The sequence below is a fragment of the Humibacter ginsenosidimutans genome, assembly GCF_007859675.1.
Lineage (GTDB): Bacteria > Actinomycetota > Actinomycetes > Actinomycetales > Microbacteriaceae > Humibacter > Humibacter ginsenosidimutans.
On sequence record NZ_CP042305.1, the window covers coordinates 504,688 to 526,364 of the forward strand.

A 21,677-nucleotide genomic window follows, 5' to 3' on the forward strand; every position below is an offset into this window, starting at 1 on the left:
GCTCAGCCCAGCAGGGCGGTCTTCAGCGTGTCGAGTCCGACGCCACCGATGTCGAGCGCCTTCTTGTGGAAGGCCTTGATGTCGAACGCGGCGCCCTCGCGCTCCTTGTACTCGTCGCGGATCTGCTCCCAGATGCGCTGGCCGATCTTGTACGCGGGAGCCTGGCCGGGCCAGCCGAGGTAACGGTTCACCTCGAAGCGCACGAAGCCCTCGTTCATGTTCACGTTCTGGCCGAGGAACTCGAAGGCGTAGTCGCCCGTCCACACACCATGGCCGTCCGGTCGCTGCTTGCCGAGGTGCACGCCGATGTCGAGCACGACGCGGGCCGCGCGCATCCGCTGCCCGTCGAGCATCCCGAGCCGGTCAGCCGGGTCGTCGAGGTAGCCGAGCTGCTCCATGAGTCGCTCCGCGTAGAGCGCCCAGCCCTCGCCGTGGCCGGAGACGAACTGGTTGCGGCGCCACGTGTTCAGCTGCGCCGAGTTGTAGATGGCGACGCCGCACTGCAGGTGGTGGCCGGGAACGCCCTCGTGATACACGGTCGTCAACTCGCGCCAGGTGTCGAACTCCGTGACGCCCTCCGGCACGCTCCACCACATGCGACCCGGGCGCGAGAAGTCGTCGGTCGGCGGCGTGTAGTAGATGCCGCCTTCCTGGGTCGGCGCGATCATGCACTCGATGCGGCGCAGCGGCTCGGGAATGTCGAACTGGGTTCCGTTGAGCTCGGAGACGGCGCGGTTCGCCGTCTCCTGCATCCAGGCCTTCAGCGCATCGGTGCCCTGAAGCTTGCGGGATGCGTCGCCGTCGAGAAAAGCGATGGCCTCCGCCACCGACGCGCCCGGCTTGATCTCTCTGGCGATCGCCTCCTGCTCCTCGACCATGCGGCGCAGCTCCTCGACGCCCCACTCGTACGTCTCGTCGAGGTCGACGGTGGCGCCGAGGAACCCGCGCGAGGCGATGGAGTAGATGTCGCGGCCCACGGCATCCTGCTCTGGCGCGTGCACCGCGAGCTCGTCCTCGAGAAAGACGGCGAGCTCTCCGTAGGCGGCGGCCGCCTCGGAGGCACCCTTGGCCAGGTCGCTCTTCAGCGAGTCGGGAAGGTCGGTGTCGCCCGCCCTCGCGTTCTGCGCGAGCGTGTAGAAGAAGCCGCTGGAGGCCACCTGCTTGTTCGCCTGCGCGATGCCCTCGTGCACCTGTCTGACGGCGGGAACGTTGCCGGCGTGGATGCCGCTGCGCAGCGTCTCGATGTAGCCCCGCATCGCTGTCGGAAGGTTGTGCAAGCGGGTGGCGATCGCCTCCCAGTCGGACGTTGTCGCCGTCGGCGCCAGGTCGAAGATGTCACGCAGTCCCTGCACGGGAGAGGCGATGACGTTGAGGTCGCGCTGCTCGAAACCCGCGTCGTGCTTCTCCACTTCGAGGCCCAGTTCGCGGGTGAGATCGAGCTTGGTCACCCGGTCGACGTCGTCGGCCGGCTCCGCTGCCTCGATGCGACGGAGAGCGGATGCCGCTGCCTCGGCGTATCGCGCGGCACCGTCGGGCGAGTAGTCCGCGTACTCGCCTTCACGGCCGGGGCGTCCGAGGTAGACGTGCATCTCGGGCATCAGCTCGAGCTGTGTGTCGACCCACTCCTCAGCGATCGTGTCGATCGGGGTGGGTGTTCTGGTCTGTTCCTGATCGGTCATCCAGCCAGCATATTGAGGCGGGTGTGTCGATGAGTGGGTCAGTGCGCGGCGGCATCCCAGTCGGGGCCGATACCCACCTGCACGGTGAGCGGGACGTCGAGCGTCGCCGCCGTCGACATGCGGCGGGTGACGATCTCCTCGAGCTGCTTTCTCTCCCCCGGCGCCACCTCGAAGATGAGCTCGTCGTGCACCTGGAGGAGCATCCGGGAGCCCAGCCGAGCCTGCGCCATGTCGGCGGCGACGCCGAGCATGGCGATCTTCATGATGTCTGCCGCCGAGCCCTGGATGGGCGAGTTCAAAGCGGCACGCTCCGCGTTGTCGCGCAGCACGCGGTTCGGGCTGTTCAGGTCGGGGAACGGCCTGCGGCGCCCGAAGATCGTCTCGGTGTAGCCGTCGCTCTTGGCCTGCTGCACCACATCGCGCAGGTAGTCGCGCACACGGCCGAACCGCTCGAAGTAGTCGGTCATCAGCTGGCGCGCCTCCGCCTGCGTGATGCGCAACTGCTTGGCGAGGCCGAAAGGCCCAAGGCCGTAGGCGAGCCCGTACGACATGGCCTTGACCTTGTTGCGCATGGCGGGCGTGACGTCGCCGGGGGCCACGCCGAACACGTGGCTGCCGACGTAGCGGTGCAGATCCTCGCCCTCCCGGAACGCCTCGATGAGGCCGGCGTCTCCCGAGAGGTGGGCCATGATGCGCATCTCGATCTGCGAGTAGTCGGCGGTGAGCAGCGACTCGAAGCCCTCCCCTGCGATGAAGGCGGAGCGGATGCGCCTGCCCTCCTCCGAGCGAACAGGGATGTTCTGCAGGTTGGGGTCGTTCGACGACATGCGGCCGGTCGCCGCGCCCACCTGGTCGTATGTCGTGTGGATGCGCCCGTCGGAACCGATCGACTTCTCCAGCGTCTCGATCATCTGCTTGAGCTTGGTGGCGTCGCGGTGACGCAGCAGCGACTGCAGGAAGATCGATCCCTCGTTCTCCTCCTCGATGCTTTCCAGCAGATCGGCGAGCGAGTCGGCGTCGGTCGAGTACCCGGTCTTGGTCTTGCGTGTGGGCGGCAGCTTCAGCTCGTCGAAGAGCACGGTCTGCAGCTGCTTCGGGCTCCCCAGGTTGACCTCGTGCCCGATCGCAGCGAACGCCGCCGTGCGATACGTCTCCGCACCCTTTTCGAGCACCTCGCGCTGACCGGCGAGCACGCCGCGGTCGATGGCCACCCCGTCGAGTTCCATGCCGGCGAGCACGGGGATGAGCGGCAGCTCGATCTCGTCGTACACCCGCCTGGCGTTCGCGTTCACCTCGGTGGCGAGCGTGGCGTTCACGGCGTCGGCCACGCGCGCCACGTACCAGGCCTCCGTTGCAGGGCCGAGAGCCGGCACCTCGGGAACGAGCTGGTTGGGGTCGGAGACCGGCATGCTCTCCTCCAGCGCCCCGAGCACCTGATCGCCGAGCGTCGCGGGCACGCGGGTGGGGCTGAGGATGCCGCCCATCACCCGTGTGTCGTGCACGGCACCCCGAATCGTGAGGCCCGCGTGCTCGGCGTCTTCGAGTTGCCGCTTGGCGCCGAAGAACACCTTCGGTGCTGAGACGTCGGCGAGCCAGTCCCGCAGTCCGTCGAGGGCGGTCACGGGGACGTGGGCACTCGCGGTCAGGCTCGACAGTCCCACCCCGGCGAACTCGCCACCCTCGACCTCGACGGAGACGGCGAGGCCGAGCGGGGCATCCTGCGCGGCGATCCAGGCCGCGACCTCGTCGGCGGCGAGCGTCCGCACTTCGGGCGCGGCGGACCGGGCGATCGCACCGGAGGTGGCCGCGGCATCCGTCTGCCCGAGCTTCAGCACGCGGTCGAGCATGGTGCGCATCTGCAGTGCGCCGAGCACCTCGCGGACCGCGACCTCGTCGATCGGGCGACGCGCGAGGTCGACCGGACCGTACGGCAGATCGAGGTCGCGCACGAGCGCGTTCAGTCTGCGGTTGCGCTCGGCGCGATCACGTTGCTCGCGAAGGTTGTTGCCCGCGACGCCCTTGATCTCGTCGGCGTGCGCCAGGATCTCGTCGACGGTGCCCCACTGCGCGATCCACTTGGCGGCGGTGACAGGTCCGACCTTGTCGATGCCGGGCAGGTTGTCGGCCTTCTCTCCTACGAGCGCCGCGAGTTCCGGGTACTGGTGCGGCCACACCTTGTACTTGTCGAAGACGGCCTGGGCGTCGTAGCGCTTGAGCTCGGTGACGCCCATGGCACTCGGGTAGAGCACGGTGACGTCGTCGTCGATGAGCTGGAAGCTGTCGCGGTCACCGGAGACGACGAGCACTCGGAACCCCTGCTGCGCGCCCTGGGCCGCGAGCGTGGCGAGGATGTCGTCGGCCTCGTAGTCCTCTTTCGTGATCCACGTCACGTTCATGGCGGTGAGGGCATCCTGCAGCAGGCCGACCTGCCCGCTGAATTCGGGCGGGGTCTCTCCCCTGCCCTCTTTGTACTCGGCGTACTCGTCGGTGCGGAACGACTTGCGGGAGAGATCGAACGCCACCCCCAGGTGCGTCGGTTCTTCGTCTTTGAGCAGTCGCAGCATCATCGAGAGGAAGCCGTAGACGGCCTCGGTGTGCTGACCCTCGTCCGTGATGAAATTGCCGGTCTGCACGAGCGCGAAGAACGCTCTGAATGCCAGCGAATGGCCGTCGATGATCAGGAGGGTAGGCTTTTGCGGGTCCGACACGCCTGCCAGCCTACAAGCGACCTCGGACAGTGAATCGAAGGTGCGCGGCGCAGCCGCGAGCACGTTCTTCGTGCCTCGAAGCCGGGGCCTCGCAACGACGGGAGAACCATGTCCGACACCGGTGACGCGACCTCGACGACGGATGCCCTGGCCTATGTCAGAGAGCGCGGAATGGGCGCCCTCGCGGCGAAGATGGGCATCGAGATGGTGGAGTTCACGCTCGACCGCGCCGTGGCCACGATGCCTGTCGACGGCAACACCCAGCCGGCCGGCCTGCTGCACGGCGGCGCGTACGTCGTGCTCGGTGAGAGCCTCGGATCGATGTCGGCCAACCTGTGGGCGGGTGAGGGTCGACTCGCCGTCGGCATCGAGATCAACGCCACGCATACCCGCTCGGCCACGAGCGGGATCGTCACGGGCGTGTGCACGCCCGTTCACCTGGGACGCACGCTGACGACCCACGAGATCGCGATCACCGACGAGCAGGGCAGACGCTGCTCGACGATCCGCATCACGAACCTCATCAAGGACCGCGCGTAACGCGGTCCGCCGGCTACTTCTTCGGCGCGAGCTGGTCGATGATCGCCTTCGCGACATCGTGCATGGTGAGGCGGCGGTCCATGGATGCCTTCTGGATCCAGCGGAACGCCTCGGGCTCCGAGAGACCCATCTTCTCGTTCAGCAGGCCCTTGGCCCTGTCGACGAGCTTGCGCGTCTCGAAGCGCTCGTTGAGGTCGGCGACCTCGGCCTCGAGGGCGATGATCTGCTGGTAACGGGCCAGGGCGATCTCGATCGCGGGCAGCAGGTCGTTCGGCGTGAACGGCTTGACGACATAGGCGAGCGCGCCGGCGTCGCTCGCGCGGTCGACGAGCTCCTTCTGGCTGAACGCGGTGAGCAGCACGACGGGAGCGATGTGTCCGTCGGAGAGCCGCTTGGCGGCCTCGATGCCGTCGAGCTGCGGCATACGCACGTCCATGATGACGAGGTCGGGGCGCAGCTCGGTGGCGAGCGCGACGGCGGTCTCGCCGTCTCCGGCCTCACCGACGACCTCGAACCCGTTGTCGCGAAGGATCTCGACGATGTCGAGGCGGATCAGCGATTCGTCTTCCGCGACGACCACTCGACGGGGTGCAGCGGTGTTCTCAGTGTCGGTCACGAACGTCAAGCCTACGGTATGCGGGCCGGGCACACTGATTGCAGGAGGCGTGCCGCAGGCGCGATCTCTGCGATTGAGGTGAGAGCCGGCCGAGCTCGCTCGGGTGGCCGAACCGATTGAGCCGATGAGCGCCACAGGCGCGATATGGTGGACCCCGGCGTTCGCACGCCGGTGTGGCGGAATGGCAGACGCGGAGCACTCAAAATGCTTTGTCCGAAAGGGCGTGTGGGTTCGAGTCCCACCACCGGCACCTGATCGAGGCCCGGCCGACGAAGCGGGAAGCTTCGACGGCCGGGCCTCTCTCCTTCTCTTCTGCGTGCCGTCGTGCTCGCATGAGCACATTGCCGCGTGCACTCTTACGTGCCTTCTGTGCCTCTCCTAAGTTGATTCTCGGTATCGACAACGGCCCCCGATCGGGGGTGGACGAGAGGTGGACGCGATGATGCGACGTTCGACGTCGAAACAGCTCGAGACTCGTGGACCGGGTCGGCGCAGAGCCGTTGCCGCGCTCGGCGCGACGGCGGCACTGGCGGTCGGACTGACCCTCGTGGGCGCAACCGGCGCGCAGGCGTGGTCGGGTGGCCCGGGCGGCGGGAACGGGCATCCTGCACCGGCACAGCTGGCACCCCGCACCCAGTTCACGATGGCGCCCGACGGCTCGAGCGGACGCACGCAGGGCGGTGACGGCATCCCGAACATCGACGTCGTCAAGAAGACGATCGCCACCTATTACGGCGACCCGGGAACAGGCATTGCGAACACGACGAGATCGCCGTACATCAGCGAGATGACGTCGATCATCGCCAGGGCGACTCAGCAGCTGAAGCCGGCCTACGACAAGGCGATCAGACGGCACGAGAAGCCCGCGATCGTGTTCGACGCCGATGACACCACGTTGTGGACCTATGACATGGAGGTCGGCGACATGCACTTCAACTACAACCCGACAGAGCAGGATGTCTGGGTGCAGGGTGAGAAGTTCCCCGCCGTCCCCGGCATGGTCGCCTTCGTCAACAAGGCCAAGGCCATCGGCTACACCGTCTTCGGGCTCACCGGCCGCAACGACGACCAGAAGTCCGCCACCCTCGGCAACCTCGCGAACGACGGATACACCGCGTTCACGGCGAACGACTTCTACACGAAGTGGACGGGCAAGGGCGCGTCGCAGCAGCCGTCGTACATCCGGTGCGCGACGAGCAGCTGCACCACCGTCGAGTTCAAGGCGCTCACCCGCAAGCACATCGAGAAAGACCTCGGATACACGATCACGCTCAACGTGGGCGACCAGTGGTCCGACCTGCAGGGCGGCTTCGCCGACAGCATCCTCAAGCTTCCCAACCCGACCTACTACCTGCCGTCGCCGGATCTTCCCGGCGTCTCCGAGCCGCGCTTGGCTCCGCGCACTCACTTCACGATGAAGGCGGACGGCTCGAGCGGTCTCACGCAGGGCGGTGAGGGCATCCCGAACATCGACTCGGTGAAGAGCACGATCGCGACGTATTACGGCGATCCGGGCACCGGCATCGCGAACAAGACCAGCTCGCCGTACATCAGTGAGATGAACCGCATCGTCGCGCAGCAGGCCCGGTCGGTCGCCGCGACGTGCGCCGTGGAGAAGCGGCAGCACCGCAACCCCGCCGTCGTGTTCGATGCCGATGACACCACGTTGTGGACCTACGACATGGAGGTCGGCGACATGCACTTCAACTACAACCCGACAGAGCAGGATGTCTGGGTGCAGGGCGAGAAGTTCCCCGCCGTCCCCGGCATGGTCGCCCTCGAAAAGGCGGTGAGGGCCGCCGGGTGCACGGTGATCGGGCTCACGGGTCGTAACGACGATCAGAAGGCCGCCACGCTGGGCAACCTGGCGAATGACGGCTACGTGGGCTTCACCTCCGCGATCTACTACACGAAGTGGACCGGAGTCGGTGCCTCGCAGCAGCCGTCGTACATCCGCTGCGCCGCTGCCAGCTGCACCACGATCGAGTACAAGTCGCAGACCAGGGCGCACATCGAGTCTGCCTCTGGTGGCCGCTATGACATCGTGGCGAACTTCGGCGACCAGTTCAGCGACTTGATCGGCGGCCACGCCGACCGTACGGTCAAGTTGCCGAACCCCACCTATTACCTGCCGTAGGCATTGGAGGGTGGCCCGGCGTCGTGTCGGCGCCGGGCCACTGCTGTGCTCCCGGCGCCGACACGAAGGAGAACGCATGGACTGGGCTGTCATCGCCGATTTCGGAACCGCCATCGGCACCCTCGTGCTGGCCATCGCGACGTTCTCCGCGACGCGTTCCGCCACCAGGTCGGCGCGGTTCGCCGAGCGGGCGCTCATGGAGGGGCTCCGTCCGCTTCTGCTGCCGTCGAACTTCGGCGACGAGACACAGAAGGTGCACTTCATCGACGGCCGATGGCTGGTGGTCAAGGGTGGACGTGCGACCATGACGATCGACGAGCAGGCGGTCGCCCTCGTGCTCTCCGTGCGCAACGTCGGTTCCGGGCTGGCCGTGCTGCACGGGTGGAGCATCGCGGCCTCGCCGCGCGACGCGCCGGCCGCCCCCGAGGACTTCCATCGGCTCACCCGCGACATCTACGTCTCGACCAGCTACGTCGGGTTCGTGCAGGTGGCGATCCGCGATGCACAGTCCGACGCCTACCGAGAGGTCGTCGACCACGTCGCCAACGGCGAGTACGTGCTCGTCGACGTGCTCTACGGCGACGCAGAGGGGTCGCAACGCGTGATCACGCGGTTCAGCGTGTCGAAGGGACCGGCCGAGCATCCGGGAGACGAGGAGCTCTTCATCAACGTGTCGCGCCACTGGAACATCGACCTGCCGGCGCCCCGACGATGAGCGATAGTCTGCACACCATGTCAGAGGCCCCCACATCTGCGGCACCGGATGCCGCGCCCGTCGTCGCGCAGAAGCCGGCGAACCTGCCGCTCTCCAAGCGACCGTTCGACATCGTCTTCCTGGTGATCTTCGCGGTGTTCATCGTCACCTGCATCATCAGCGACTCGGTCGAGGGGCTCGGTCTCGATCAGGTGAAGGACTCCCCCAACCTCCTCGTGCAGTGGAACTACTGGTACGCGTCGAACTTCGACCCGCTGTACCAGTCGCATCCGGTGTGGCTGCGGTTCATCAGCGGCACGTCGGCTTTCGTCTACGTGGCGTTCTACGTGCTGCTCATCATCGCGATCCTGCGCAAATGGAACTGGATCCAGCTGCCCAGCGTCATCTACGCCACGATGATCATCTCGCTCACCGGCATCCCGATCTTCGGCGTCGAGTTCTTCGGCTCGGCCGCCGAACGCACCCCGAATCCCGCCGTGTTCCTGGCCTTCAACCTGCCGTACATCGTGTTCCCGCTGCTGCTGCTCATCCGCATGCGCAAGCCGTTGCCCTTCACACGGAGGTTCTGACCCCCGAGCCCTCGTCGTGTGCTTCCGGCCCCGACGGGAGTGTGCGCATCCCCCCTCAGCGGCGAGAACACCACGATGGTGCAGTACGCGAGGCCGAGCACTCCGCCGATCCACATGGTGGCGGGGATGCCGATCAGCTGTCCCAGCGCCCCGGCCAGCAGCGCGCCGAGCGGCATCACGCCCCAGACGATGCAGCGGATGGAGGCGTTCATGCGGCCGAGCAGGCGTGGTGGGCACACCCGCTGCCGGAAGCTCACCTGAGCGATGTTGTAGACGAGGGCGGCGAACGTGTTCGCGAACTCGCCGACGATGAGCAACGGGATGGCCGCGCCTGGCAGCACCGACGCCAGCGGGATGAAGAGCCCCGCCACGCTGCCCACGACCGCCGCGACCGGAATGATCGTGCCCTCGCCGATGCGCCTGGTGAGCCACGGCGCGGCGACGGCCCCGAGGATGCCGCCGACCGACGCGCACGACATGAGAAGCCCGTACACCGCGGGCGTCAGCCCGAGACTGCGCAGCACGAGCACGGAGAGCAGCGTGACGGTGATCGCCCCGGTGAAGTTCGCCGCGGCCGTGGTCATGGTGATGCGCCAGATGAGCCGCTGACCCCAGATGAAGCCGAGGCCCTCGCCGATCTCGCGCCACAGCGAGCGGCCCTCCGTGCGATCCGGCCTCGTCTCCCGGTCGGGCACGAAGAGCAGGCAGAGGAACGAGACGATGTAGCCGATCGCGGTGCACGCCAGCACGAACGGCGCCGTGAGCAAGGCGAGCAGTCCACCGGCCGCTGCGGGCCCGGCCACCTGCGAGATCTGCGCCGTCGCCTGCAGCCTGGCGTTGGCACCGCCGATCTGATCGGACCTCACGAGCACGGGCACGAAGCTCTGGTATCCGACGTCGAAGAACACCGTCGCTCCGCCCACCACCACGGCGATCACGTAGACGTGCCAGATCTGCAGGGCGCCGAGCATCCAGAGCGCGGGGATCAGCGCCAGCGCGACGGCGCGCACGAGGTCGGCGGCGATCATCACCCTGCGCTTGCGCATGCGGTCGACCCAGGCGCCGACAGGCAGACCGATGACGAGGAATGCCGCTTGCTGGGCGGCGTTCAGCACGCCGACCTGCCACTCGGTCGCGCCGAGCATCGTGATCGCGAGCACGGGGATGGCCAGTCCGGAGAGCGTCGCTCCGAACTCGCTCACGGTCTCCCCCGCCCAGAGCGTGAGGAAGGCCGGGTACCGGTTCAGCGACGGCGCGGCCACGAGGCTCTCTGCGGCCGGGGGCGCGGCATCGGAGGAGGCATCGGGCGTGCTCGGGCCGGTCATCCCCTCATTCTGCGTCAGTGATTGGGAATCGTCAATCACTTAACCGCGACCCCGTTGACGCCGACGCGAATGGATGCCCCGACTACCGTGGGTGCATGAGCATGACTGCCGAGGCGCGCGCCCTCGCCTCGCCGCTGAGACTGCGCATCCTGCGGATCTGCCTGCACGAGCCGCGCACCAACAAGGAGATCGCGCAGACTCTCGGCATGAACCCGGGCAGCACCCTGCACCACGTGCGCACCCTGGTGAACACGGGCTTCCTGGCGGCGCAGGCACCCCGCAAGGGCGCCCGCGGCGCCCGCGAGGTGCCCTATCTCGCCACGCAGCGGTCGTGGGACACGCCGGTGCCCGGGATCGGACCGATCCTCGTGCAGACGTTCCTCGACGAGGCGGCCGAGGTCGCCCCTGACGATCTGGGCATCATCCGGCTCGGGCTCAAGGTCACGCAGGACGACGCGAAGGAACTGTTGCAGCGCCTGCAGGAGCTGCTCGTCGAGTTCAAGGACCGGCCGTCGTCGCCCGATGGCGATGCGATCTCGGTCTTCGTGGCCGTCCACCCCGACCGCTCCGCCTGAACCCCGGACAGCACGAACCCCGCGCGACCGAGGGGCGACGCGGGGTTCAGCCGATCGACGTCAGGCGAAGATCTTGACGCCGTTCACCAGCTTGAAGGTCGGTGCGATCACGATCGCGAAGAACGGCACGGCGATGCGCAGGAAGTACACCAGCGGCACGAGGTGCGCGAAGTCGCCGAGAGCGAACCCGGCGACGGCGATGAGGCCGAACAACAACGCCAGGCCGAAGCCCTTGACCGTGGCGAGGAAGGGAGCGGCGAAACCGATGCTCGCGATCACGATTCCGACGTCGACGATGAACGGCTGCCATGCACCGGCATCGCCGAGCGCGACGCCCGCCACGATCCAGGCTGCGATGGCGACGAGCCAGAACAGCACGAACACGGCACCGGCGATGCGCTTGTCGAGTTCACCCTTCGGCGGCCGAGCGATCATCGTGTAGTCCTTCCGACGGTGATGGTCCCTCCCGCGAACGGCGGGAGAGCGAGAAGCTGTGGGCCGATGGCCCTCTCGATGATATCGCCGCTTCGGGGGCCGCCGCGATCCGACGCAGCCCGTACCGTACGGATACCGTTGGAGGCATGTACACGAGCTACGTCGCCATCGGGGACAGCTTCACGGAGGGCGTCGGCGACGTTCTGCCCGACGGACGGGTGCGCGGCTGGGCGGACCTCGTCGCAGCGGGGCTCGCGGCGGCGGCCGACGAGCCCGTGCTGTACGCCAACCTCGCGATCCGCGGCCGCAAGCTCGCCCCGATCGTCGGCGAGCAGCTGGATGCCGCGCTCACCCTGCACCCGCAGCTGCTGAGCATCAACGGAGGCGGCAACGACATCATGCGGCCGAAGGTCTCGATAGACGACGTCGCGGCGCAGACGTCGGTGGCGGTGTCGAAGGCGGTGGATGCGGGCATCCACGTTCTGCTGCTCAGCGGCGCGAACCCGAGCGACAACCTCCCTGGCGGCCGCACGATGCAGCGCAGAGGCGACGAACTCGCCGACCGGGTGCGTGCGACCATCCCGGAGCACGGAGTGACCTTCGTGGACAACTTCGCCGACGCGGGCCTGCGCGACCTGCGCTACTGGTCGGTCGACCGCCTGCATCTCAACGCGTTCGGTCACGCTCGTGTGGCCTCGAACGTGCTGACCGCGCTGGGCGTGCCCGTGCCCGTCGCGTGGCAGGTGGACGAGGTCGCGGCCCAGAGCCCGCTCGGCCGACGGGCGCCGTCGCCGGCCTACTACCGGGAGTACGTTCTGCCGTGGATCGGCCGACGTCTCACCGGGCGCTCGTCGGGAGACGGACGCGTCGCCAAGCTCGCCGAGCTCACACCCGTGGATCCCCAGATCGTGTTCTAGCCATGATCTTCGAGGACCGAGCGGATGCCGGCCGCCGACTCGCCGCCGACTGCCTGCCGCGTCGAGACGGCTGGCACTCCCCCATCGTCCTCGGTGTTCCGCGGGGCGGCGTACCCGTCGCGCACCCCGTCGCGCAGTCGCTCGGCGCCCGGTTGGACGTGATCCTCGTGCGCAAACTGGGGCTGCCGCGCAACGAGGAGGTCGCGATGGGTGCGATCGGCGAGGGCGTGCGGGTGCTCGACGACGGCATGATCCGCGCGATGGGCGTGACGGCCGACGACCTCGAGAGGATCGAGGCGCGCGAGCAGCGCGAGCTCGAACGCCGGGTGCGCACGTACCGGCAGGGTCGCGCGCCCCTTTCCTTGGCGGGGAGAACGGCCGTCATCGTGGACGACGGCCTGGCGACGGGAGCGACGGCGCGCGCCGCGTGCGCCGTCGCGCGTGCGGAGGGTGCGGCATCCGTCGTGCTCGCGGTGCCGGTCGCACCGCCGGACTGGGAACCGCAGCCCGGCGTCGACGCCGACGAGTTCGTGTGCGTCGCACGCCCGCGCGGCTTCTTCGCGATCGGCCAGTGGTACCACGATTTCACGCAGACCACAGACGACGAAGTCCGGCGACTCCTCACGGAATCGCCGGACTGACGACGGGGTCGGCTACTTCAACGCCGCGTAAGCGGGAGCCGCCTCGTTGTGCACATCGCCGACGACGTGCACGCGCACGTCGTTGGTCGAGCCGGAGATTCCGGGAGGGGAACCGGAGATCACGACGACCTTGTCGCCGACCTCTGCGAGGCCCTGGCCGATCAGCACGTCGTCCACCTGGCCCATCATCTGGTCGGTGTGCGTGACGCGGTCGACGAGGAACGCCTCGATGCCCCAGGTGAGCGACAGGCGACGGCGGATGCCCTCACTGGTCGTGAATGCCTTCATGGGGATCTTCGAGCGCAGACGCGACATGCGCCTGGCGGAGTCACCCGACTCGGTGAACACGCAGAGGTACTTCGCGTCGACGAAGTCGGCGATCTCGGCCGCGGCGAGCGTGATCGCGCCGCCCTGGGTGCGGGGCTTGGTGCCCAGCGGCTGGATGCGGTCGAGGCCGTGCTCCTCGGTGGAGTCGATGATGCGGGCCATCGTCTGCACCGTCACCACCGGGAACTCGCCGACGCTGGTCTCGCCGGAGAGCATGACGGCGTCGGTGCCGTCGAGCACGGCGTTGGCGCAGTCGGACGCCTCCGCGCGCGTCGGCCGCGGGCTCGTGATCATCGACTCGAGCACCTGGGTCGCCACGATGACGGGCTTGGCCATGCGGCGGGCGATCTCCACGGCGCGCTTCTGCACGATGGGCACCGCCTCGAGAGGCAGCTCGACGCCGAGGTCGCCGCGGGCCACCATGATGGCGTCGAACGCGTCGACGATCTCCTCGAGCGAGTCGACCGCCTGCGGCTTCTCGATCTTGGCGATGACGGGAACGCGGCGGCCCTCCTCGTCCATGATCTCGTGCACGCGATCGATGTCCGAGGCGTTGCGCACGAACGACAGCGCGATGTAGTCGGCGCCGAGCTTGAGGCCCCAGCGCAGGTCGGCCTCGTCCTTCTCGCTGAGCGCTGGCACGTTGACGGCGACACCCGGCAGGTTGATGCCCTTGTTGTTCGAGACCGGGCCAGGCACGACCACCTGGGTCTTCACGCGCGGACCGTCGACCTCGAGCACGCGCAGCGTGACCTTGCCGTCGTCGATCAGCAGCGGGTCGCCCGCCTTCACATCCTGCGGGAGCCCCTTGAACGTGGTCGAGGAGATCTCCTTGGTGCCGAGGATGTCCTCGGTCGTGATGGTGAAGATGTCGCCCTCGGCGAGATCGTACGGTCCGCCCTCGAACTTGCCGAGGCGGATCTTGGGACCCTGCAGGTCGACCATGACGGCGACGGCCCGGCCCGAGTCATCCGCAGCGCGACGCACGTTGGCGTAGACCGCCTCGTGCACGTCGTAGCTGCCGTGGCTGAGGTTCATGCGGGCGACGTCGACGCCGGCATCGATGATGGCGCGGATGTTCTCATAGCTGGACGTTGCGGGGCCCAGCGTGGCGACGATCTTGGCTCGTCTCATGCTTTTCTTCGTACTCCTGGGTTTGTGCGCGCACGTGTCCGATCGGGCCGTACGGCCCGGGGCTCACGGGTGCTAGATCGAGATCCCGCGATCGGTCGGCCGTACGGGCGACGGGAGCTGGGTCTCTCCTTCAAGATACCGGTCGACGGCCGCCGCTGCAGCCCTGCCCTCTGCGATGGCCCAGACGATGAGCGATTGGCCGCGACCGGCGTCGCCTGCCACGAACACGCCGGGCTCCTCCGTCTGGTAGTCGCCGTCTCGCGAGACGTTGCCGCGCTCGTCGAACGCAAGGCCGAACTGCGGTGCCAGCGTGTCCTGCTCGGCGCCGGTGAAGCCCAACGCCAGAAGAACGAGGTCGGCAGGGATCTCTCGCTCGGTGCCCGCCATCGGCACGCGGCGTCCGTCGAGGTATTCCGTCTCCGCCACGCGCAACGCGACGACCTCGCCCACCTCGTTGCCGACGAACTCGACGGTGGAAGCGAGGAACTCCCGCTTGCCGCCCTCCTCGTGCGAGGTCTGCACCTCGAACAGCGTCGGGGTGGTGGGCCACGGCTGATGCTCGGGACGCTCCCCCGGTGGGCGGCGGCCGATCGCGAGGTTGGTCACGGATGCCGCGCGCTGCCTGTGCGCCGTGCCGATGCAGTCGGCGCCGGTGTCGCCGCCGCCGAGCACCACGACGTGCTTGCCCTCCGCGGAGATCTGGGTGGGCACCGAGTCGCCTGCGCCGACGCGGTTCTGCTCGACGAGGTACTCCATGGCGTGGTGCACGCCCGCGAGATCCCGGCCGGGGATGGGCAGGTCGCGGGGCACCATGGCGCCGGTCGCGATGATCACCGCGTCGTAGCGTGCCCGAAGGTCCGCCCAGCTGATGTCGACTCCGATGTTCACGCCGGCGCGGAACCGGGTGCCCTCCGCCGTCATCTGCGCGAGTCGGGACTCGATGGTCTTCTTCTCGAGCTTGAAGTCGGGGATGCCGTAGCGCAGCAGACCGCCGATGCGATCGTCGCGCTCGTACACGGCCACCGTGTGACCGGCGCGAGTGAGCTGCTGCGCGGCCGCGAGACCTGCAGGTCCCGAGCCGACGACGGCGACCGTCTTGCCGGTAAGGCGCTGCGGCGGGTGCGGCTGCACCCAGCCGTTCGCCCACGCCTGGTCGATGATGTCGTGCTCGATCTGCTTGATCGTGACGGGAGGCTGGCTGATGCCGAGCACGCACGAGTCCTCGCACGGCGCCGGGCACAGCCGCCCGGTGAACTCCGGGAAGTTGTTCGTGGCGTGCAAGCGCTCGATGGCCTGTCGGCCTTCGCCGCGCCACATGAGGTCGTTCCACTCCGGAATGAGGTTGCCCAGCGGGCATCCCTGGTGACAGAACGGAACGCCGCAGTCCATGCAGCGCCCGGCCTGCCGTCGAAGCTGGGCGGGGTCGCCGGCTTCGTAGACCTCTTTCCAGTCCATCAGACGCACGGACACCGGCCGCCGCTTGGGCAGCTCGCGCTCCGTGACCTTCAGAAAGCCCTTCGGGTCAGCCACGAGACACTCCTCTGTGATGGGCGGGGAAGCCCTTCGGGTCAGACAGCTTCATCCGCCGGTCACCTCCAGAATGCGGTTCCACACGACATCGCCGTCGGGGTCGAGTCCCTCGTCGACGGCGTTCTTGCGGGTTTCGAGCACCGCGGCGTAATCGCGCGGCAGAACCTTGGTGAAGCGTGCGGATGCCGCTTCGAGATCGGACAGCAGCCCCTTGGCCACCGCAGAGTCGGTCTCCGCGACGTGCCGTTCGAGCAGATCGCGCACGATCTCCACGTCCCCGCTGCCCAGAGCGGACAGCGTGAGCTCCCCTGCCGCAAGCGCCTCGCGGTTCACACGGTCTTCCCGCAGGTCGAGCACGTAGGCCGTTCCACCCGACATGCCGGCACCGAGGTTGCGGCCCGTGCTGCCCAGGATGAGGGCGAGGCCGCCCGTCATGTACTCGAGGGCGTGGTCTCCGACGCCCTCGACCACTGCCGTGGCGCCGGAGTTGCGCACCAGGAAGCGTTCACCGACGATGCCCCGGATGAACATGCTGCCCTGCGTGGCGCCGTAGCCGATGACGTTGCCGGCGACGACATTGCGCTCGGCCGGGAACACGCTCGATCGGTCGGGCCGCACCACGATGCGGCCGCCGGAGAGGCCCTTGCCCACGTAGTCGTTGGAGTCGCCCTCCAGTCGCAGTGTGATGCCGCCGGGCAGGAAGGCGCCGAACGACTGGCCGGCCGAACCGGTCAGCGTGATGTCGATCGATCCCTCGGGGAGGCCGTGCTCGCCGTGCCGCACCGTGACCTCGTGGCCGAGGAGCGTGCCGACGGCGCGTTCGGTATTGCGGATGGGCAACGACAGCTCGATGTGCCCGCCGTTCTCGAGCACGTCGGCCGCCTGCACGATGAGTGCGTTGTCGAAGTGCTTCTCGAGCTCGTGATTCTGGGTGCGCTGGTTGCGGCGCGGGGCATCCTCGGGAAATTCGGGGCCTTGGAGAACGGGCGCGAGGTCGAGTCCCGATGCCTTCCAGTGCTCGATCGCTCGGTCGACGTCGAGCAGTTCGACGTGGCCGACGGCCTCCTCGATGCTGCGGAACCCGAGGGCCGCGAGGTACTCGCGCACCTCCTCCGCGATGAACTCGAAGAAGTTGACGACGAACTCCGGCTTTCCGGTGAACCTGCTGCGCAGCACCGGGTTCTGAGTGGCCACGCCCACCGGGCAGGTGTCGAGGTGGCACACGCGCATCATGATGCAGCCGGAGACGATGAGCGGAGCGGTGGCGAAGCCGAACTCCTCGGCGCCGAGCAGCGCGCCGATCACGACGTCGCGACCGGTCTTCAGCTGTCCGTCGACCTGCACGACGACGCGGTCCCGCATGCCGTTGAGCATGAGCGTCTGCTGCGTCTCGGCGAGACCGAGCTCCCACGGCGTACCGGCGTGCTTGAGGGAGTTCAGAGGGCTCGCGCCCGTGCCGCCGTCGTGTCCGGAGACCAGGATGACATCGGCCAGGGCCTTCGCCGTGCCAGCCGCGACCGCGCCGATGCCCGTCTCGCTGACGAGCTTGACGTGCACGCGGGCCTGCGGGTTCGCGCGCTTGAGGTCGTAGATGAGCTGTTTGAGGTCTTCGATCGAGTAGATGTCGTGATGCGGCGGCGGCGAGATGAGTCCGACGCCCGCCGTCGCGTGGCGGGTGCGGGCCACCCACGGGTACACCTTCGCGGGCGGCAGCTGACCGCCCTCTCCCGGCTTCGCACCCTGGGCGAGCTTGATCTGCAGATCGGTGGCGTGCGTGAGGTACATGCTCGTGACGCCGAACCGACCGGATGCCACCTGCTTGATCGCGCTGCGTCGCTCCGGGTCGAGAAGGCGGTCGACGTCTTCGCCGCCCTCGCCGGTGTTCGACTTGGCGCCGAGCCGGTTCATCGCGATCGCGAGGTTCTCGTGCGCCTCGCGGGAGATGGAGCCGTAGCTCATCGCACCCGTCGAGAAGCGCTTCACGATCGAGGACACCGACTCGACCTCGTCGAGCGGCACAGGGGGCAGGATGCCGGTGCGCATCGTGAACATGCCGCGCAGCGTCATGAGCTGCTCCGCCTGGTCGTTGATGAGCTTCGTGTACTCGCGGAAGATGTCGAACCGGCGGGTGCGCGTCGAGTGCTGCAGACGGAACACCGTGTCGGGGTTGAAAAGGTGCGGTGCGCCGTCGCGGCGCCACTGGTACTCGCCGCCGGTGGCCATGCGCTCGTGCGCGAGCACGGCGCCTTCCTCCGGGTAGGCGGAGAGGTGGCGTGCGAGATTCTCGGCGGAGATCACGTCGATGCCGACGCCGCCGAGCTTGGAGTTCGTGCCGGTGAAGTACTTGTCGACGAGAGGCTGGGCGAGGCCGACCGCCTCGAACGCCTGCGCGCCGGCATACGACGACACCGTGGAGATGCCCATCTTGGACATGATCTTGAGCACTCCCTTGCCGAGCGCCTTGATCAGGTTCTTGACGGCCTTCTCACCCGTGATGCCGGTGATCATGCCACTGCGCACGAGGTCCTCGCACGTCTCCATCGCCAGGTACGGGTTGACGGCGCTCGCGCCGTAGCCGATGAGCAGCGCGACGTGGTGCACCTCGCGCACGTCGCCCGCCTCCACGACGATGCCGACCTTGAGCCGGTTCTCCGTGCGGATCAGGTGGTGGTGCACAGCGGAGAGCATGAGCAGCGACGGGATCGGCGCCAGGTCCTTGTTGGAGTCGCGGTCGCTCAGCACGATGAACTTCGCGCCGTCGGCGATGGCCTGGCTGACCTCGTCGCACATCGCCTCGAGGCGCTGCTCCATGGCATCCTCGCCCGCGTCGAAGCGGTAGAGGCCGTGGATGGTGACCGTGGTGTGCTGTCCCGGCCTCGGGTCGATGTGCTGGATCTTCGCCAGCTCGTCGTTGTCGATGACCGGGAAGTCGAGCACCACCTGCTGCGTGTGCTCGGGGCCGGGCTCGAGCAGGTTGCGCTCCGGGCCGAGCCCGAGGCTCAGCGAAGTGACGACCTCTTCGCGGATGGAGTCGAGCGGAGGGTTCGTGACCTGGGCGAACTGCTGCGTGAAGTAGTCGAACAGCAGCCGCGGGCGCTGTGAGAGCACGGCGATCGGGGTGTCGGAGCCCATCGCACCGATCGGCTCCGCGCCGTTCTTCGCCATGGGCGCGAGCAGGATGCGCACCTCCTCTTCGGTGTAGCCGAAGGTGCGCTGGCGGCGGGTGACCGACGCGGGGGTGTGCACGATGTGCTCGCGCTCCGGGAGGTCCTTCAGGTTGATGCGTCCGGCATCCAGCCACTCGCCGTACGGCTCGGCGGAGGCCAGCGACGACTTGATCTCGTCGTCTTCGATCAGACGGCCCTCGACCGTGTCGACGAGGAACATCTTGCCCGGGCGCAGTCGCCCCTTGCGCACGATGCGGCTCGGCTCGATGTCGAGCACGCCGGTCTCGCTGCCGAGCACGACGAGGCCGTCGTCGGTGACCAGGTAGCGACCGGGGCGCAGGCCATTGCGGTCGAGCGTGGCACCGACGAGCGAGCCGTCGGTGAAGACCAGGGCGGCGGGGCCGTCCCACGGCTCCATGAGCATCGAGTGGTACTCGTAGAACGCGCGGCGCGCCGGGTCGATCTCGGTCTGCTTCTCCCACGCCTCCGGAACCATCATCATGATGGCGTGCGGCAGCGAGCGGCCGGCGAGCGTGAGGAGCTCCACCACCTCGTCGAAGGACGCCGAGTCGCTGGCGCCCTCCGTGACGATCGGATAGAGCGGACGCAGGTTGCCGAGCAGGTCGCTGTGCAGCTGGGTCTGGCGCGCCATCATCCAGTTGCGGTTGCCCTGCACCGTGTTGATCTCGCCGTTGTGCGCGATCATCCGGAACGGCTGGGCGAGCGGCCACGAAGGGAAGGTGTTCGTCGAGTAGCGCGAGTGCACGAGGGCGAGGCGGGACGCGAAGCGCTCGTCGGACAGGTCGGGGTAGAACGGCTCCAGCTGCAGCGTGGTGACCATGCCCTTGTAGACCAGCGTGCGGCTCGACAACGACGCGAAGTAGACGTCGAGCTCGCGCTCGACCCGCTTGCGCAGGCGGAACGTGAGACGGTCGAGCCCGATGCCGGAGAGCGGGGAGCCGTTCTCGGCCGTGCGAGCGGTGTCGACGTAGAGCTGCTCGATCGCTGGCATCGCCGCACGGGCAAGGGTGCCGATCTCGTCGGGGCTGACGGGCACGTCGCGCCAGCCGAGCAGCCTGAGGCCCTCCTCGCCGGCGATGCGTTCGATGGCGTCCTTCACGCTCGCTCGCTCGGCGTCCTCGAGCGGCAGGAACACGTTGCCGACCGCGTACCGGCCCGACGCGGGCAGGTCGAAGTCGACGACGGCCCGCAGGAACGCGTCGGGGATCTGGGTCAGGATGCCCGCCCCGTCGCCCGTGCCGGCGTCGGAGCCGACGGCGCCGCGGTGCTCGAGGTTGCGCAGGGCGTTCAGGGCGAGGTCGATGATGTCGTGACCTGCCGTGCCGCGCAGGGTCGCCACCATCGCCAGGCCACAGGCGTCACGTTCGGCCCCGGGGTCGTAGAGACCCTGGGCGGCCGGGACGGAACTGAACCGGGAGTAGAGGGGTGTGGGCGCCATGGATACCGTCCTCACATCAAGGGGTGCGGGACGACATCGGCCCGTGGGCGGGGTAGGTTCGCGTGCGACACGCCTCGTGGCGGGACTCACACGCGAGTGCGTGTTACCGGGTTCGTCGTACTACCGGGACTCGGCCGCAGAGCTTGTGGCTGCCGCATCGGCCTGTGTCGATTCGAGAGTCTCCGAGGCGTCGTCTTCGTCGTTGTCCTCGTCATCGGAATCGGTGTCGAACGAGTCTACCGCAGGCTCGGACCGGTTCCATTCGCGGCCGGGCAGGTACACGCTGAGCTCGAGCCCCGGGTGCCTGCGGGACTGCACGATGAAGAGCACGAGCCCCAGCACGAACGCGAGGATCGCCGCCCAGACGTTGAACGGGATGCCGAGGAAGGAGTACTCGCTCGGGTCGATGCGGATGGACTCCAGATAGCTTCGGCCGAGGCCGTACCACATGAGGTAGCCGGCGAACATCTTGCCCCAGCGCCAGTGCAGCTTCTTCTCCAGGGCGAGCAGCACGATGACGCCGACGACGTTCCAGATGATCTCGTAGAGGAACAGCGGCTGGAACAGCGTGCCCGAGGGCAGACCCGTCGGGTAGGCGGTGTTCGTGCTCTCGATCTGCAGTCCCCACGGCAGATTGGTCGGCAGACCGTAGAGCTCGTGGTTCACGTAGTTGCCGAGACGGCCGATCGCCTGCGCGAGCAGGAGGCCGGGGGCCACGGCATCCGCGAAGGAGAGGAACCGCACACCGGTCTGCTTGCTCGCGATGAACACGCCGAGCGCGCCGCCCAGGAGCGAGCCGAAGATGGCGTTGCCGCCCTCCCAGATCGCGAACACATTCCAGAGGTTCGCGCCAGGGTAGAAGTAGTCGTGCGGGTGCGTGAAGACGTGGTAGAGGCGCGCGCCGATCAGGCCGAGCACGACGGCCCAGATCAGGAAGTCGATGACGACGCCGGGCTCTCCGCCGCGCTTGGTGAGGCGCCTCGAGGTCCAGATCGTGCAGATGATGATGCCGACCAGGATGATCAGGGCGTAGGTGCGGATGTCCCAATGCAACCCGAACAGGTCGATCGGGATCGACTGCCAGGACAGCGGCGGGCTCGGAATGCTGAGCGGTGCGATCACCTGTCGGGTTCCCTTTCGTTCGGACGGCGAGCGCCATCCGTCTTACATGCCTGATGGGGGCGGCGCCTCGGCCACCCTAGT

The 21,677-nt window shown here is 68.0% G+C and carries 15 protein-coding genes, 1 tRNA gene and 1 pseudogene; 8 read left to right on the forward strand and 9 right to left on the reverse strand.

Translation table 11 applies throughout. The features are described from left to right. Window positions 1–2 precede the first annotated feature (2 nt). Window positions 3–1,679 carry a DUF885 domain-containing protein gene (locus FPZ11_RS02445; RefSeq protein WP_146318085.1) on the reverse strand — a complete coding sequence of 559 codons (1,677 nt, stop codon included), beginning with the start codon at window positions 1,677–1,679 and terminating at the stop codon, window positions 3–5. Window positions 1,680–1,717: 38 nt separating this feature from the next. Further along, the gene (polA, locus tag FPZ11_RS02450) at window positions 1,718–4,387 is read right to left on the reverse strand and encodes a DNA polymerase I (protein WP_146318087.1); all 2,670 of its coding nucleotides are present in this window, start codon (window positions 4,385–4,387) and stop codon (window positions 1,718–1,720) included. Window positions 4,388–4,495: 108 nt separating this feature from the next. Here polA and FPZ11_RS02455 point away from each other — a divergent pair, with 108 nt between their 5' ends. Continuing rightward, entirely contained in the window at window positions 4,496–4,927 is a 432-nt protein-coding gene (locus FPZ11_RS02455) for a hotdog fold thioesterase (protein WP_146318089.1), read from the forward strand. Between the two features lie 13 nt (window positions 4,928–4,940). On the opposite strand, the gene FPZ11_RS02460 is transcribed toward FPZ11_RS02455, so the two are convergent. After that, the gene (locus tag FPZ11_RS02460; protein ID WP_146318091.1) at window positions 4,941–5,543 is read right to left on the reverse strand and encodes an ANTAR domain-containing response regulator; all 603 of its coding nucleotides are present in this window, start codon (window positions 5,541–5,543) and stop codon (window positions 4,941–4,943) included. A gap of 167 nt (window positions 5,544–5,710) precedes the next feature. Between FPZ11_RS02460 and FPZ11_RS02465 the strand changes: the two genes are divergently transcribed. The 4 genes from FPZ11_RS02465 (at window position 5,711) to FPZ11_RS02480 (ending at window position 8,964) form a co-directional block, all read left to right on the forward strand. Continuing rightward, a tRNA-Leu gene (locus FPZ11_RS02465) sits at window positions 5,711–5,793 on the forward strand. A 189-nt stretch (window positions 5,794–5,982) separates the two neighbouring features. Beyond that, window positions 5,983–7,680 (forward strand): HAD family acid phosphatase, encoded by a 1,698-nt coding sequence (locus FPZ11_RS02470; protein WP_246846489.1) that lies wholly within the window; start codon window positions 5,983–5,985, stop codon window positions 7,678–7,680. Between the two features lie 76 nt (window positions 7,681–7,756). After that, window positions 7,757–8,395, forward strand: a complete 639-nt coding sequence (locus FPZ11_RS02475; RefSeq protein WP_146318093.1) for a hypothetical protein — start codon at window positions 7,757–7,759, stop codon at window positions 8,393–8,395. Between the two features lie 17 nt (window positions 8,396–8,412). After that, complete coding sequence (locus FPZ11_RS02480) at window positions 8,413–8,964, forward strand: EXPERA domain-containing protein (RefSeq protein WP_146318095.1); 552 nt, start codon at window positions 8,413–8,415, stop codon at window positions 8,962–8,964. Between the two features lie 113 nt (window positions 8,965–9,077). On the opposite strand, the pseudogene FPZ11_RS19670 reads toward FPZ11_RS02480, so the two are convergent. Then, window positions 9,078–10,289: pseudogene (locus FPZ11_RS19670) on the reverse strand (MFS transporter); the annotation flags it as partial. Between the two features lie 95 nt (window positions 10,290–10,384). Here FPZ11_RS19670 and FPZ11_RS02490 point away from each other — a divergent pair. Then, the gene (locus tag FPZ11_RS02490; RefSeq protein ID WP_146318099.1) at window positions 10,385–10,864 is read left to right on the forward strand and encodes an ArsR/SmtB family transcription factor; all 480 of its coding nucleotides are present in this window, start codon (window positions 10,385–10,387) and stop codon (window positions 10,862–10,864) included. A gap of 60 nt (window positions 10,865–10,924) precedes the next feature. Here the strand turns inward: FPZ11_RS02490 and FPZ11_RS02495 are convergent, their stop codons facing one another. Then, entirely contained in the window at window positions 10,925–11,299 is a 375-nt protein-coding gene (locus tag FPZ11_RS02495) for a hypothetical protein (RefSeq protein WP_146318101.1), read from the reverse strand. Window positions 11,300–11,445: 146 nt separating this feature from the next. Here FPZ11_RS02495 and FPZ11_RS02500 point away from each other — a divergent pair, with 146 nt between their 5' ends. Beyond that, window positions 11,446–12,216 carry an SGNH/GDSL hydrolase family protein gene (locus tag FPZ11_RS02500; protein WP_146318103.1) on the forward strand — a complete coding sequence of 257 codons (771 nt, stop codon included), beginning with the start codon at window positions 11,446–11,448 and terminating at the stop codon, window positions 12,214–12,216. Between the two features lie 2 nt (window positions 12,217–12,218). After that, window positions 12,219–12,857, forward strand: a complete 639-nt coding sequence (locus tag FPZ11_RS02505; protein ID WP_146318105.1) for a phosphoribosyltransferase — start codon at window positions 12,219–12,221, stop codon at window positions 12,855–12,857. A 12-nt stretch (window positions 12,858–12,869) separates the two neighbouring features. On the opposite strand, the gene pyk is transcribed toward FPZ11_RS02505, so the two are convergent. The 4 genes from pyk to lgt all read right to left on the reverse strand — a co-directional run bounded on the left by pyk (window position 12,870) and on the right by lgt (window position 21,596). Continuing rightward, window positions 12,870–14,318, reverse strand: a complete 1,449-nt coding sequence (pyk, locus tag FPZ11_RS02510; RefSeq protein WP_146318107.1) for a pyruvate kinase — start codon at window positions 14,316–14,318, stop codon at window positions 12,870–12,872. Between the two features lie 72 nt (window positions 14,319–14,390). Next, on the reverse strand, window positions 14,391–15,848 hold the full coding sequence (locus FPZ11_RS02515) for a glutamate synthase subunit beta (protein ID WP_146318109.1): 1,458 nt from the start codon (window positions 15,846–15,848) through the stop codon (window positions 14,391–14,393). A gap of 48 nt (window positions 15,849–15,896) precedes the next feature. After that, entirely contained in the window at window positions 15,897–20,474 is a 4,578-nt protein-coding gene (gltB, locus tag FPZ11_RS02520) for a glutamate synthase large subunit (protein WP_146318111.1), read from the reverse strand. A gap of 120 nt (window positions 20,475–20,594) precedes the next feature. Beyond that, the gene (gene lgt, locus FPZ11_RS02525) at window positions 20,595–21,596 is read right to left on the reverse strand and encodes a prolipoprotein diacylglyceryl transferase (RefSeq protein ID WP_146318113.1); all 1,002 of its coding nucleotides are present in this window, start codon (window positions 21,594–21,596) and stop codon (window positions 20,595–20,597) included. Window positions 21,597–21,677 lie beyond the last annotated feature (81 nt).